General features: G+C 58.0%; 14 protein-coding genes. 5 read left to right on the top strand and 9 right to left on the bottom strand.

From position 1 onward, the window contains the following. Position 1 precedes the first annotated feature (1 nt). From PB2503_RS09565 to PB2503_RS09555, 3 genes are all read right to left on the bottom strand, one after another. Positions 2 to 673, bottom strand: coding sequence for a hypothetical protein (locus PB2503_RS09565; protein ID WP_013301051.1), 672 nt, complete (start codon positions 671 to 673; stop codon positions 2 to 4). 83 nt (positions 674 to 756) lie between these two features. Continuing rightward, complete coding sequence (locus PB2503_RS09560) at positions 757 to 1,158, bottom strand: hypothetical protein (protein ID WP_013301050.1); 402 nt, start codon at positions 1,156 to 1,158, stop codon at positions 757 to 759. Positions 1,159 to 1,167: 9 nt separating this feature from the next. Next, entirely contained in the window at positions 1,168 to 1,488 is a 321-nt protein-coding gene (locus PB2503_RS09555) for an ElaB/YgaM/YqjD family protein (RefSeq protein ID WP_158305844.1), read from the bottom strand. Positions 1,489 to 1,720: 232 nt separating this feature from the next. Here PB2503_RS09555 and PB2503_RS14360 point away from each other — a divergent pair, with 232 nt between their 5' ends. Next, a complete protein-coding gene (locus PB2503_RS14360; RefSeq protein WP_013301048.1) occupies positions 1,721 to 1,888 on the top strand; it encodes a CsbD family protein in 168 nt (55 codons plus the stop codon). A 157-nt stretch (positions 1,889 to 2,045) separates the two neighbouring features. Here PB2503_RS14360 and PB2503_RS14355 read toward each other — a convergent pair whose 3' ends face one another. Beyond that, positions 2,046 to 2,219, bottom strand: a complete 174-nt coding sequence (locus PB2503_RS14355; protein WP_013301047.1) for a DUF1328 domain-containing protein — start codon at positions 2,217 to 2,219, stop codon at positions 2,046 to 2,048. Positions 2,220 to 2,385: 166 nt separating this feature from the next. Between PB2503_RS14355 and PB2503_RS09545 the strand changes: the two genes are divergently transcribed. Genes PB2503_RS09545 through PB2503_RS09530 form a run of 4 tightly spaced genes read left to right on the top strand, consistent with a single transcriptional unit; the run spans position 2,386 to position 5,549 of the window. Further along, positions 2,386 to 2,652: a DUF7218 family protein gene (locus PB2503_RS09545; RefSeq protein WP_013301046.1), complete on the top strand. Its 267-nt coding sequence runs from the start codon at positions 2,386 to 2,388 to the stop codon at positions 2,650 to 2,652. Next, positions 2,649 to 3,503 carry a diacylglycerol/lipid kinase family protein gene (locus PB2503_RS09540; RefSeq protein WP_013301045.1) on the top strand — a complete coding sequence of 285 codons (855 nt, stop codon included), beginning with the start codon at positions 2,649 to 2,651 and terminating at the stop codon, positions 3,501 to 3,503. Before PB2503_RS09545 ends, PB2503_RS09540 begins: the two co-directional genes overlap by 4 nt. Next, positions 3,500 to 4,306 carry a metallophosphoesterase family protein gene (locus tag PB2503_RS09535; RefSeq protein ID WP_148235247.1) on the top strand — a complete coding sequence of 269 codons (807 nt, stop codon included), beginning with the start codon at positions 3,500 to 3,502 and terminating at the stop codon, positions 4,304 to 4,306. The genes PB2503_RS09540 and PB2503_RS09535 overlap by 4 nt, the downstream gene beginning before the upstream one ends. A gap of 19 nt (positions 4,307 to 4,325) precedes the next feature. Beyond that, positions 4,326 to 5,549 carry a Glu/Leu/Phe/Val family dehydrogenase gene (locus PB2503_RS09530; RefSeq protein ID WP_013301043.1) on the top strand — a complete coding sequence of 408 codons (1,224 nt, stop codon included), beginning with the start codon at positions 4,326 to 4,328 and terminating at the stop codon, positions 5,547 to 5,549. 25 nt (positions 5,550 to 5,574) lie between these two features. Here PB2503_RS09530 and PB2503_RS09525 read toward each other — a convergent pair whose 3' ends face one another. From PB2503_RS09525 to PB2503_RS09510, 5 genes are all read right to left on the bottom strand, one after another. Then, on the bottom strand, positions 5,575 to 6,345 hold the full coding sequence (locus PB2503_RS09525; RefSeq protein ID WP_013301042.1) for a Crp/Fnr family transcriptional regulator: 771 nt from the start codon (positions 6,343 to 6,345) through the stop codon (positions 5,575 to 5,577). Between the two features lie 179 nt (positions 6,346 to 6,524). Beyond that, entirely contained in the window at positions 6,525 to 6,689 is a 165-nt protein-coding gene (locus PB2503_RS14700; protein ID WP_158305843.1) for a hypothetical protein, read from the bottom strand. Positions 6,690 to 6,782: 93 nt separating this feature from the next. Beyond that, a complete protein-coding gene (guaA, locus tag PB2503_RS09520; protein WP_013301040.1) occupies positions 6,783 to 8,357 on the bottom strand; it encodes a glutamine-hydrolyzing GMP synthase in 1,575 nt (524 codons plus the stop codon). A gap of 291 nt (positions 8,358 to 8,648) precedes the next feature. Continuing rightward, a complete protein-coding gene (gene odhB / locus PB2503_RS09515) occupies positions 8,649 to 10,187 on the bottom strand; it encodes a 2-oxoglutarate dehydrogenase complex dihydrolipoyllysine-residue succinyltransferase (protein WP_013301039.1) in 1,539 nt (512 codons plus the stop codon). 7 nt (positions 10,188 to 10,194) lie between these two features. Next, positions 10,195 to 13,167 (bottom strand): 2-oxoglutarate dehydrogenase E1 component, encoded by a 2,973-nt coding sequence (locus PB2503_RS09510; protein WP_013301038.1) that lies wholly within the window; start codon positions 13,165 to 13,167, stop codon positions 10,195 to 10,197. Between the last annotated feature and the right edge of the window lie 137 nt (positions 13,168 to 13,304).

The raw sequence follows: 13,304 nt of genomic DNA, 5'->3' as shown, positions 1-13,304 counted from the left end.
TTTAGCCCAGTGTGGTGACGCGACTGACGATCAACCATGCGAACCCGGAATAAAGCACCATGACAGCCGTGACTTGACCCAGTCCCATAAGGATGAATGGTCTCAAATCGCGCCAGCTGGTTTCTCTGGCTATATCGGCGACGGCATGAGCTATTTCTTGATAAATGCCATCCTGGGTATGCCCGCTCAGTCTCAAGATGACCCCTTCGTGCCAATTCGTATCCTGGCGCTCGTCAATCTCCGCAAGCGCCTCTTCGAGGACCCTCACGGCGACGAGTTCACCGACTATGACCTTCGGCCGGATCCCATATTGCCGGATCTGCACGGCCCCTAATTTCAACCAGGGCCAATTGGCGATGACATCGAAGACGACAAATCCGCCGATGATGACCACAACGCCCCATGTAATGACGGGAAAGGAGATCGGCATGAAAACGGCACTGAGATAAAGAAGACTGAGCAGGAGCGCCTTGATCAGTGTCCGCCAAAAAAAACGGCCAATGACGGTCCGCACATAATCTTTAGCGGTGGTCTTGATCTCAACCCGCGCACGTGCCGCCGCTTCCTCAACAATTTTGGATTTGCGCCGCTCGACTTCTTTCGTCACCACCGAGCGACCGAGAGCCAACCCGGTCGAGACAGCGGATAATACGATAAGGGCGGTCCGAAACACCGATCCATTTCTCCTCTTCACCCTCAACCTAGCACGTTGAGGGTGAAGGAAAAATGCAGACCTTACCCCCCCCACCCTGTTACTCAGGTGATGAGGTAAGGCAGCATACGGCGCACAGCCTTCACGGTTTCCCGTGGTTCACGGACCATGGTGTAGCCGACAACGCCGGCGATGACCGCAATGGTGACAGGACGCTTTTCGATCATTGCCTTGATCGTATCAAAGGGCAGATCGGCCAGGAAACCCGCGGCCGTATCTTCGAATTGATCGACTTCTTCTTCGATGGGCTTGCCCGGCAGAAGAAACAACATTATCGCCAGCGCCGCGATGGCGAGACAAATACAGGCCATCGTCGCCGTGGCCCAAATAATCCCCATGATTGGGGCCAAGGCCAAGACCGCCGCAATCCCAAGAGAGACGACCCCGGCAAGACCGAACATGGTGGCGACGGCACCGGCGATCAGACGAAGTTTCGCCTTATCCACTGTCGTCGCCTATCGCCGTTGGATCAGGCCGACGAGAAACCCAACGCCAAGCGCGACACCGACAGCGGTGAGCGGCTTTTCCCGAATTTGATCTTCAAAAGCAGAGCGAGCTTCGCTTGCAGATTCTTTTGCCTTCTCGGCGGTCTCTTTACCGCGATCGCCGCCCCGGCGCGCCTGTTCGGCGGCGTAGTCCTTCGCATCACCGAATAGCGCTTTGAGATCGGACCGCAGCGCCGCGAGATCGTCTTGGAGGGCAGAAATATCCCCCTTCACATCGCTCTCGGCGAGCTTTTCACGATTGAGGGGAAAATCTCTCGCAGTATTGGCCATATCAAGCTCCATAATGTTCCTCATATCAACGCGCCGCTGCCCTCGCTGTTCCGCTCAGCCAGGAAAAACCACAGGGCCATCGACCACAGGCCCCGTGGTGGGGCGATCGTCCTGCCGCCTCACCCGTTCTTTCCGCATAGGGCCGTCAGGAAAACCTGCCGCTGTCACGGAACGCGGTGGTCCGACAAGACGTTGTAATGATAACTACCCCCAATCTAGAAAGGATATTCACATGGGCGAACAAGATATCAAAGGCAAAGCCAAAGAACTTCAAGGTAAAGCGAAAGAACTTGCTGGCGACGCGACTGACAATGACAAGCTAAAAGCCGAAGGCGAAGTCGACCAAGCTGAAGGCAAAGTGCGCCAAGCCGCAGACGACGTGAAAGACGCCGTCTCTTAATTATAACAGTATAATGACGATTATAGTGCTTCGAAAAACCCAGGCCATCGCCTGGGTTTTTTGTTGTCTAAGGATTATTTGCAAATTGACCGCGACATCATTGACGCACAAAAAAACCAGCCCGCAGGCTGGTTTTTTCGAATAGGTTGTATGACCATCACATGGGGGAACGACCACGCAACGCCCTGACGACAAAAGTGACGACGAGAAGCGCCAGGAAGATAAAGAACAAAATTTGAGCGATACCTGCGGACGCCGAAGCGACGCCGCCAAATCCAAATACCGCTGCGACGATGGCAAGTACGAAAAATGCGAGAGCCCAGCCGAGCATAATAGTCCTCCGTAATTTAATTTCAGTCATTACTGACATAGAAGAAACGGGGACCAATCGCCGCGGTTCCCCCCGCCGTCCGATTTATCTGTATCGGCCGGGAGGGCGGAACCCAGACCGCTTATGGGCGTTTTAAAGGGCTGGAAAGGCGGAGGTGACAGGCGACATGGCGACTGAACAGCGACCCTCAATCAAGAATGAGGAGATGTATAACAGTCTGAGAGACGAGGGGATGTCGAAAGAAAAAGCCGCCCGCATCGCGAATGCAAAAGCCAGTGATGATGGAAAAGACCCTTCTGTCATAGGCGGTCAGCACCCCCCATACGAAGAATGGACGAAAGACGATCTTTATGAGCGGGCTCAGGAGATTGGTATCAACGGTCGATCCAGTATGGATAAGGACGAATTAATCACCGCACTGAGGTCCCATTGATTTACGGATTTATCAATCCTTTGGCGGGCAGTGTACCAGCCGACGCAGAGGCACAATTGGCCGCTGCCCTTGCCGATATCGGCCATGCCGAGCACCGGATTTCTGCGCCCGATCCCGATCAATTATTGTCGGCGATCCAAGACACTGAGTTTGAGACGAATGATGTGGCGATCATATGGGGCGGAGACGGGACGATTGCGGGCGCCCTTCATATCCTTAGGGAGCGGGATGTAATGATCCTACCGCTCCCCGGCGGGACGATGAATGTTGTCCATAAAACAGTCCACGGAGAGAATGTCGATTGGCGAGAATGCCTGTCGGAAGCTCTTCGTGCAAAGACAATCTATGACCTTCCCGCCGGATGCATCGAGGATCACCTCTTTTTCGTCGCGGCCATTGCCGGGCAAATGTCGAAGTTGGTTCACTCGCGGGAGGCTCTACGCGACGGCGAAATTATCAGGGCAATGCGGACATTAGGCGATGTCCAGGCATTCGACCTTAGCCGATCTTTGACCATTTCAATGACGACGGTCGAAGGCGAGAAGATTAAGGAGAAAGGCGTTGCGGCCACCCTGTTTATCGCCACGGCGGACAGGCGGGCGGTTTTCGAGGTGGGAATCATCGATCCGCAGAATTCCTTTGATTTACTCACAACCGCAGCCGAGGCGGCAATGATGGGCTGGCGCGATGCCCCGCATGTGAAGTTCTTTCGCGCCACCGACATCGAGGTGCGCAGCGATACTGGCGAGGCCATCCCCGTGACCCTGGATGGTGAGGCTCGAGATCTTCGCAGCCCTGCCCGGTTCAACGCACTGGATCAGGGGGGGAGAGTGCTCTCCGCGCGCCCATGACCCCTCCTCTCCGACTCGTCCAGATGGCCGATCTGCATTTCGGTGCGGAGAATAAGTCTGCCTTGGAAGCGGTGAAAGACATCCTCCCCTCTCTCGGCGTCGATGCGGTGATCGTTGCCGGCGATATGACCCAAAAGGGACGGCGGGAGGAATTCGATGCCGCTTCGACCTGGCTATCGGATCTCGGCCCCCCTGTGCTGGGGGTCCCCGGAAATCACGACACACCGCTGTTGAACATGGTCGACCGGGTCAAGGCGCCCTTTAAACGATATGAAGACCGGCTGGGCTGGCTTCCGTCCAGCAGCTCGCTCAAGGGGGCTGCCCTCTTCGGCCTTAATACAGCGAGAGGATGGCAGGCGCGACGCAATTGGGCGGAAGGGTCGGTCAATCTCGATCAGCTTGGCGGGGCGATTGAGTATGCCCACGCCCATGATGGGTGGGGGGCCGTTCTATTCTGCCACCATCCGTTTTTATCGCCGCCAAAAGCCCCCCTGCGCATCGCCACCCGCCGCGGACAGCGCGCCAGCGAGCAATTATCGAAAAGTCCCTATACCCTCCTTCTGGCGGGGCATGTCCACGTCCCAAGAGCGCAAATTGAGGGGGACGGACACCATACATATCTTTCAGTGACATGCGGAACCCTGTCGACCCGCTTGCGGGACGGCCCGGCCAGTTTCAATGTGGTCGACCTCTCCCCCGATGCCGTGGAAATCACAGCCCACCGATTCGAGACAGATAGCGGATTTGCGCCCTGCTCCATGGGACGCTGGGCTATCAAAGGTGGATCTGTTCACCCCCACTGATCAAATGAAAGAGACCCATATGCCCAGCGACATCCAAGGGGCGCTGTCCCGACTGTCCCCCCTTCTCGATTATGAGCAGCACTTGCAATCGATCGTCGGACTGTTGCAATCGCCAACCGAACTCATTCAGCGTCAATTGATCATTGAGCGGGAAGATGGACGGTCGGACGCGCTCGATGCCTGGCGCTGTCGGTATAATGATTTCTTAGGCCCCACAAAGGGTGGGTTGCGATTCAGCCCCGGCGTGAATGCTGACGAAGTCCAGCGCCTTGCCTTCCTGATGACGCTGAAATGCGCCCTTGTTGGGCTACCTTTTGGCGGCGCAAAGGGCGGGGTCAAGGTGGATATCAGTCAGTGCAATGACCGCGAACGGGCCCGGATTGCCCATGAATTCGGTCGCCGCTTCTCCGATATTCTGGGGCCTGAGAGAGATATCGCAGCACCGGATGTCGGAACCGGGGCGCCCGAAATGGCCGCGATCGCTCGGGGCTATGATCGCATGGGGGCGGGGCGCGGTGTGGTGACGGGCAAACCCTTGGATCTTGGCGGCATCGACCTCCGCTTTGGCGCGACAGGCAAAGGCGCGGCGATCGTCGTCCAATCAATGCGCGAAACGCTTGGCCTTGCAGAGGGCAAGAGTGCCCGGATCGCCATACAGGGATTTGGCGGCGCGGGTCAGGCTTTCGCCCGCGCCATGGCCGAGAACGGCGACGACCTCGTTGCCTTTGCCGATTCGACCGGGACGGTCAGTGACCCAGACGGCCTGAATGTCGAAGACATGATTGAGGCCAAGGGCCAGGGCAACCTTTCCTATACGGAAGAGTCGGAGGCCATTTTCGACAAGGAATGCGACATACTCTGCCTCGCCGCCCTCGGCGATGCGATCAATCGTGACCGAGCCGATCGGGTGGGCGCAAAGGCCGTGATCGAAATATCCAATGCCGGTGTGGCACCGGAGGCGGATGCCTCGCTCCGGGCTAAGGGAGTAAAGATCTGCCCCGATATTCTGGTCAATGCGGGAGGCGTGATCGCTTCCTATCATGAATGGGTGGCCTATCGCACCGGGAACGCCCAGGCGATCGGCGATGCCGAAGCCCAATGGCGCAAAAGTTTGATTTCAGCGGCCAGTGCCGTCACCGAAAAATGCTCTGTGACTGACGGTGACCTGCGCCAAGCTGCCCTTCTTTGCGCGTTATCGCGCCTTGACGGCGCGGCGAGACACCAAGGGGTCTATCATAGATAATGTTCCTCCTTGGCAAAAAGATCTGTCAGGGGGCGGCATTATCCGCCCCGTTTTCCAGGGCCGGCACTTGATCGTCTTTGCCCGATAAAGCCATGGGAAGATGCAAATAATTGGCGTCAAATCCCGCCAATTTTTGCAGCGTGTTCAGATTCTCAATATGGATATAGCCTTTTTCTTCCGAGATGAGACCTTCTTTCCTGAGCCGTGACATGGTCCGCGACACATGGACCGGGGTCAAGCCGAGCGTGTCGGCAAGGTCGGTTCGGGTAAGACGCAGATCAATGGACTCTTCTTCTGAGCCGGCTGCCCGTAAACGCCGACGCAATTCGAGAAGAAGATGCGCGATCCGTTCCTCCGCCGTTCGACGACCAATACGGACAATTTGCTCACGGAGAATACTCTCTTCCTGAACCGCAGCCCACCAAAAAGATGCGGCAATGTCTCCGGACCGACGAATCAGGGTCAGGAAATCACGAGAGGAAAAAACAGAAGCGGTCAGGGGGGTGGCCGCTTGAACGAAATGGTCCGCCTTGAGGCTCGAGAGGGCCTGCAGGTCGAACACATCGCCGCGCAGCATGAAATTCGTGATTTGACGCCTGCCGTCGCCAATCATGCGATATCGTCTCGCCCACCCCTCGTGAACGATGAAGATCACCTCCGCAGGATCCCCCGCCCGGACGATGATTTCGCCCTTCTCGAATTCGCGAACTTCGACCCCTGAGAAGGTGGAGAATTTCTCCCATGCCTCTTCGGGAATCGCTGAAAATGTCTGAAGCCGCCGGCGCAGAGAATCCATTACTCGCTCACTCTCCAAGGAGGGGGAAATATATCTCACCCCACCGAAATATCGAGTGCCGCAAGTAATGTCTGCCGTCTAGCGCCGTATCAGCGTAATCGGCGCCGTAAAACGTCTCCAGGACTTTGCTTATCGCCTTTTCTTGACGCAAACAGGGTACCAGATCGCGTGAAAACGCTCTAGCGGCGGGAGCCCCGCCGTCCGAGGGAGTGATGGACCAATGCTTCTGCTCGGTCACTCCGTCCCGCACTGGTCAGCGCGTCATTACGGGTCAATAGCCCGATCATTGTCTTCATACGTCCACGCGTCGATTTCGCAGCGCCGATGATGGTTTGCCGATTCATCGCCACCTCCTGAGGTTGATATGGTAACTGCCCAGTCTGGCAGCGGTTCCTCCGAAACGACCGCAAATCCGTGCGACGGTCCGCCCCCCTAATTTATTCCCACTCGATGGTGCCGGGGGGCTTTGATGTAACATCGTATGTGACTCTATTGATTCCGTCGACCTCGTTAATCAATCGTGTAGCGACGCGAGAAAGAAAGCGATGCTCGAAGGGATAGCTCTCGGCAGTCATTCCGTCGGTCGAGGTCACCGCCCTTAGGGCCAGAACCCAGTCATAGCTCCGCTCATCGCCCATTACGCCTACGGTCTTCACCGGCAGCAGGACGGCAAAGGCCTGCCATATCGCATCGTAGAGCCCCTCAGCGCGGATCTCCTCAAGATAGATGGCATCGGCCTGCCGCAGGAGATCGGCCTTCTCCCGCGTGACCGCCCCGGGAATTCTGATCGCAAGGCCCGGCCCGGGAAAGGGATGGCGTTTTACGAACCCTTCGGGCAGCCCGAGTTCCTGGCCCAGGTGACGCACCTCATCCTTGAACAGCTCCCGTAACGGCTCCACCAATTTGAGGTTCATGCGTTCGGGCAGGCCGCCAACATTGTGGTGAGATTTGATCGTGACGGAGGGGCCGCCATCAAAGCTGACACTCTCGATCACGTCGGGATAAAGTGTCCCCTGGGCAAGAAAATCGCCCTTAATCTTCTTTGCCTCCGCCTCGAAGACATCGATGAACGTGCCCCCGATGATTTTCCGCTTCCGCTCAGGATCCTCGACTCCTTCGAGTTTCGAAAGAAAGAGATCCTCCGCCTCCACATGAACGAGGGGGATGTGATAATGTTCTCTGAACAGATCGACGACCGCGCGGGCTTCGCCCTGACGCATCAGCCCTGTATCCACGAAGACGCAAGTGAGCTGATCCCCGATGGCCTCATGGATCAGGACAGCGGCCACAGCGCTATCCACCCCACCGGACAGGCCGCAGATCACGCGGCCATCGCCCACTTGGTCTTTGATTTTCGCCGTCATCTCCTCCCGGAAAGACGCCATGGTCCAATCACCGGAGAGGCCACAAATTTGACGGGTGAAATTGGAAAGAAGCCGCGCCCCGTCGAGGGTGTGGACCACCTCGGGGTGGAACTGCACCCCGTAATAGTTGCGAAGTTCGTCGGCAATGACGGCGAAGGGCGCGGAAGGGGTCGTCGCGATCGGGTGAAATCCATCCGGCAACGCAATGACTCGGTCGCCGTGGGACATCCAGACCGGATAGGTGCCCCCCTCGGTCCACACCCCTTGGAACAGGGGGCTAGAGCTAACCACCGTTACATCGGCACGACCAAATTCCCGGTGTGTGGCCCGCTCCACCTCACCGCCGAGCTGCGCGACCAGACATTGCTCACCATAGCAGATCCCCAGGATCGGGACGCCATACGCATAGATAGCCTCGATCGGGCGCGGCGCGGTGGCCGTTCTGACACTGGAAGGGCCGCCGGAGAGGATGATGCCCTTCGGGGAGAACTCCTCGAGAAAGGCCGCATCCACACGATTAAAGGGATGGATTTCGCAATAGATGCCGTCTTCTCGGAGGCGGCGGGCAATGAGCTGCGTCACCTGACTGCCGAAATCGATGACGAGCAGTCGGTCGTGATGGCGGGAGGGGTCGAGGGCGTCGGTCATAGCGCGATGTAAGAGGCTCCACGCCCGAGGGCAAACCCTGGATATGACGAGGGCCCCTTCGCCAGGGGGCGCGCGCAAGCCCCCCCTTCTGGTTGTCTGACACGCTTCCTCATTGGCGATGCCCCCTCACTGGGGACCAGCAAAACCGCCATAGGGGGCCCCTTCGCGAACCAATACTTGGCCGCCCGGGGTCAGTGACCCCGGCGCTTACGCGCCACGCCGCCAACCCCGCGCGGCCGAGAGGCCGCCAAGAGTGCCCCGCTGGCCCGGGTTAAGACCGCCCGCCCCTCCTCACAGATCGAGGAGAAGCCGCTGGGGATCTTCCAGATTCTCTTTCACCCGCACCAGGAAGGTCACGGCGCCCTTTCCATCAACGATACGGTGATCGTAGCTGAGAGCCAGATACATCATCGGTCTGACAACGATCTCGTTCCCCACAACGATCGGCCGCTTTTCGATACGGTGCATCCCAAGGATCCCCGATTGCGGCATGTTGAGGATCGGCGTCGACATCAAAGAGCCATATACCCCGCCATTGGTGATCGTGAAGGTGCCGCCCTGCATCTCCTCAAGCGACAATTGACCGTCGCGGGCGCGGCGACCGAAATCCGTGATCCCCTTTTCGATCTCGGCGAGGGATTTTTGCTCAGCGTCCCGTAGGACCGGCACGACAAGCCCCTTCTCCGTCCCGACGGCGATGCCGATATCGTAATGGTCTTTGTAAATGATATCCGTGCCGTCGATCTCCGCATTGACATCGGGAATTTCCCGCAAGGCATGCACACAGGCTTTCACAAAGAACGACATGAAGCCGAGCTTTACCCCATGCTTCTTCTCAAAGAGATCTTTGTACTGAGACCTAACCTCCATGACCGCCGACATATCGACATCGTTGAAGGTCGTCAGCATGGCCGCTGTGTTTTGACTTTCTTTCAGTCGACGGGCGATCGTCTGACGCAGACGGGACATTTTGACCCGTTCCTCCCGCTCACCGAGATCGCGCGGTGCGGAAGGACTTGGGGTGGACGGTGTAGGCGTCGGCTTCGCCTCTTGATCCTTCAGATAGCTGACGACATCGCCCTTGGTGATCCGACCATCCTTGCCGCTCCCAGCAATAGAGGCGGGGTCGAGGCCATTTTCCTGGATCATGCGGCGAGGGGCAGGGGAAAGTGCGGCTCTGTCCGTGGTCGACGCCGATTTGGCCGCCGCCGGGTCGGGCTTCGCCGAGCTGGCCTTTTCGGGTGACTTGGTCTCCGGCACCGCTCCGCCACCTTGGGTGATGATGGCAAGGACTGTCCCGGGGGTCACTGTCTCCCCCTCTTTCTGCCGGATCTCGGTGATGGTGCCCGCCGATGGCGCCGACACATCGACCGCGGCCTTATCGGTCTCAAGACTGACCAGGGTCTCATCCACCGCCACCTGGTCGCCAATCTTGACGAGCCATTCGCCGACATCGGCCTCGGTCACGCTCTCCCCTGAAGAGGGGGCAAGAACCTCAATCGGCTCGCCACCCTCATCCTTATTTGTCGGCGCGCTCGAGGCGGCGGCCTCGCTGCCATTGGACGAAGAGGCGGAGGAGGACGCCTTTGTGCCATTCGCCTCACCTATTTCGCCGAGCAGCGCATCGAGTTCGACCGTGTCGCCTTCTTTGGCCGTGATCGAGGTGATGACCCCCGCCATGGGGGCCGGGACGCTGACCGACACTTTGTCCGTTTCGAGCTCCACCAGGGGGTCGTCGACCGACACCCTGTCGCCCTCTTTCACAAGCCATTCGCCGACGGTCGCTTCCGTGACGCTTTCACCTAAAGTCGGTACCCGGATCTCTGTCATGTCGCTCTTACTTCTCCGTCGTCAGCGCTTCGTCGAGAAAGGCCTCGAGCTCGGCTTTGTGTTGGGCGGTATGGCCGGTGGCGGTCGCCGCCGCGGCCGGTCGGCCGACATAGCGTGGCCGCTGATATTCTGCGTCAATCTGTTTGAGTGCCCATTCGAGATTGGGCTCGATAAAGGTCCAGGCACCCATATTGCGGGGCTCCTCCTGGCACCAGATCATCTCGGCCTTATCGAAACGGCGCAATTCCCGCATGATAGAGGTCCGCGGGAACGGATAGAGTTGCTCAACCCGCATCAGATAAACATCGCTGATGCCGCGTTTTTCGCGTTCTTCGAGCAGGTCGTAATAAACCTTGCCCGTACACATCACGACCCGCTTGATAACATTGTCGGGCACCAGCTCGATCGTCGAGCCAACCGACGATTCCGCGTCGTCCCACAACACTCTGTGGAAGGAGGAGCCAGGACCCATCTCCTCCAGGGTCGATGTGGCCCGCTTGTGGCGAAGCAATGATTTCGGAGTCATCAAAACGAGAGGCTTCCTAAATTCCCGCTTCATCTGACGACGGAGGATATGGAAATAATTGGCCGGCGTCGTACAATTCGCCACCTGGATATTATCTTGCGCACATGCCTGGAGATATCGCTCCAACCGGGCGGAGGAGTGTTCGGGCCCCTGCCCTTCATATCCATGGGGGAGAAGCAATGTCAGGCCGGACATCCGCAGCCATTTGCGTTCGGCCGAAGAGATGAATTGATCGAAGATCACCTGGGCGCCATTGGCGAAGTCACCGAACTGCGCCTCCCACAAAACCAGCGTGGTGGGATCCGCAAGGGAATAGCCATATTCGAACCCCATCACCGCAAATTCTGACAGGTGTGAATCGATGACTTCGAACTGGGCCTGGTCCTCAGATAGATGGCGAAGGGGCGTATAGCGCTTTTCGGTCTTTTGATCGACGAATTGCGCGTGGCGCTGGCTGAACGTACCGCGTACGGAGTCCTGCCCCGACAGCCGCACCCGGTACCCTTCGAGGAGAAGCGAACCGAAAGCCAAAGCCTCCGCCGTGGCCCAGTCAAACCCCTTCCCATCGTCGAACATCGCCTTCTTGGCCTTCAGGATCCGCAGCAGGGTCTTGTGCGCCGTAATGTGTTTCGGCACCTCCACCAGCTTGTTCCCGATCATCTTCAGGCGATCGATATCGACGGCGGTATCGCCGCGACGATCCTCATCCTGAGGAGTGGAAAAGCCAGACCATTTGCCGTCCAGCCAGTCCGCTTTTTTCGGCTCGTATTCACCAGCCGCTTCAAACTCTTCGTCAAGAAAGACGCGGAATTTCTGCATTTCCGCTTCGGCCCATTCCTGGGTGATAAGCCCTTCTTCGACGAGGCGCTGGGTATAGATCTCCCGCGTGGTCGGATGATCTTTAATCTTTTGATACATCAGCGGCTGGGTGAAGGACGGTTCATCGCCCTCATTGTGCCCATACCGACGATAACACCACATATCGATCACAACGTCGTGGCCGAACTCCATCCTGAATTCCGTGGCCACCTTCGCCGCAAAAACCACCGCCTCCGGATCGTCGCCATTGACGTGGAAGATCGGTGCCTCCACCATTTTCGCCACATCGGACGGATAGGGTGAACTGCGTGCGAATCGGGGGGCGGTCGTGAACCCGATCTGATTGTTGACGATAAAGTGCATCGTCCCGCCGGTCCGATACCCTCGCAGACCGGTGAAGCCGAAACACTCAGCCACGACGCCCTGACCGGCAAAGGCCGCATCCCCATGGAGGAGAAGCGGGAGGACCTGGGTCCGAAAGACCGAGACCCGTTCGGAGGGGCCCATATCCTGCTTTGCCCGGCTCTTGCCGAGCACCACCGGATCCACCGCCTCAAGGTGAGACGGGTTGGCGGTCAGAGACAAGTGCACATTGTTGTCGTCGAAGGAGCGGTCGGAGGAGGCGCCCAAGTGATACTTCACATCGCCCGAGCCGCCGACATCAGAGGGGATTGCCGCCCCGCCCTGAAATTCGTGGAAGATCTGATGATAGGCCTTCCCCATCACCGCCGCCAAAACGTTCAGCCGCCCGCGGTGGGGCATGCCGATCCCGATTTCCTCAACCCCAAGGGCCCCGCCGCGCTTGATGATTTGCTCAAGGGCCGGAACCATCGATTCGCCCCCGTCGAGCCCAAACCGTTTCGTGCCGGTATATTTGGTTTGGAGGAAGTTCTCGAAGCCATCCGCCTCGATCAATTTCAGCAAAATCGCCTTTTTGCCATCCTCGGTGAACTTGATCTCCTTATCCATGCCCTCGATGCGGCGCTGGATCCAATCCTTCTGCACGGGGGAGGTGATGTGCATGAACTCGACGGCAAAGGTACCGCAATAGGTTCGCTGAAGGATCGACAAAATCGTCCGCAAATTAGCGGTCTCAAGGCCCAAGACATTGTCGATGAAGATCTCGCGGTCAAAATCCTCTTCGGCAAACCCATAATGTTCGGGGGTAAGCTCGGGGTGAACCGGTTTTTCCTCGATCTTCAGGGGGTCGAGATCAGCGATCAAATGTCCCCGAATACGATAGGCACGGATCAGCATCAGCGCCCTGATCGAATCACGTACCGCCGACATGACATCATTCGGCGCAAGATTGGGTTGTCGGTCCGCAATCTTTTTCTCAAAGGCGCCTTCGACGGCGCCCCAATCGCCGCCAAGGGCGGCGGTCGTTTCGTCGGAGGGCGTCGGCGGCCAGTCCTTACGCGCCCAGCTCGGGCCGCTGGGAGCGTCATGCGGGTTCACGCTGTCTTCCAATCCCTCGAAAAATGCGCGAATCGCCGGTTCGACCGAGTGCGGATTCTTCGTGTACTGTTCGTATTGCTGATTGAGATATGCTGCGTTGCCGCCGCTCAGAAAGCTTGTGGCGTGCAATCCCTTGCGCGCCTGAAAGTTTCCGCCCTGTGATCCGTCATGAGCCATAGAGCTCACACTCCTTCGCCTTTGGCGACCGTCGCCGCGATCCCCCTTCAGGCGAGGTCATTAATGTCTAGTGCATACGCCACATATTTAGGTCGCCTCGATAAAGGCGCAACATACTTCCCGATTGAGCCCATCAA

The organism is Parvularcula bermudensis HTCC2503 (assembly GCF_000152825.2).
GTDB classification, from domain to species: domain Bacteria; phylum Pseudomonadota; class Alphaproteobacteria; order Caulobacterales; family Parvularculaceae; genus Parvularcula; species Parvularcula bermudensis.
The sequence above is the reverse complement of the archived record's forward strand: the minus strand, read 5'-3'. Positions and strand labels throughout refer to the sequence as shown.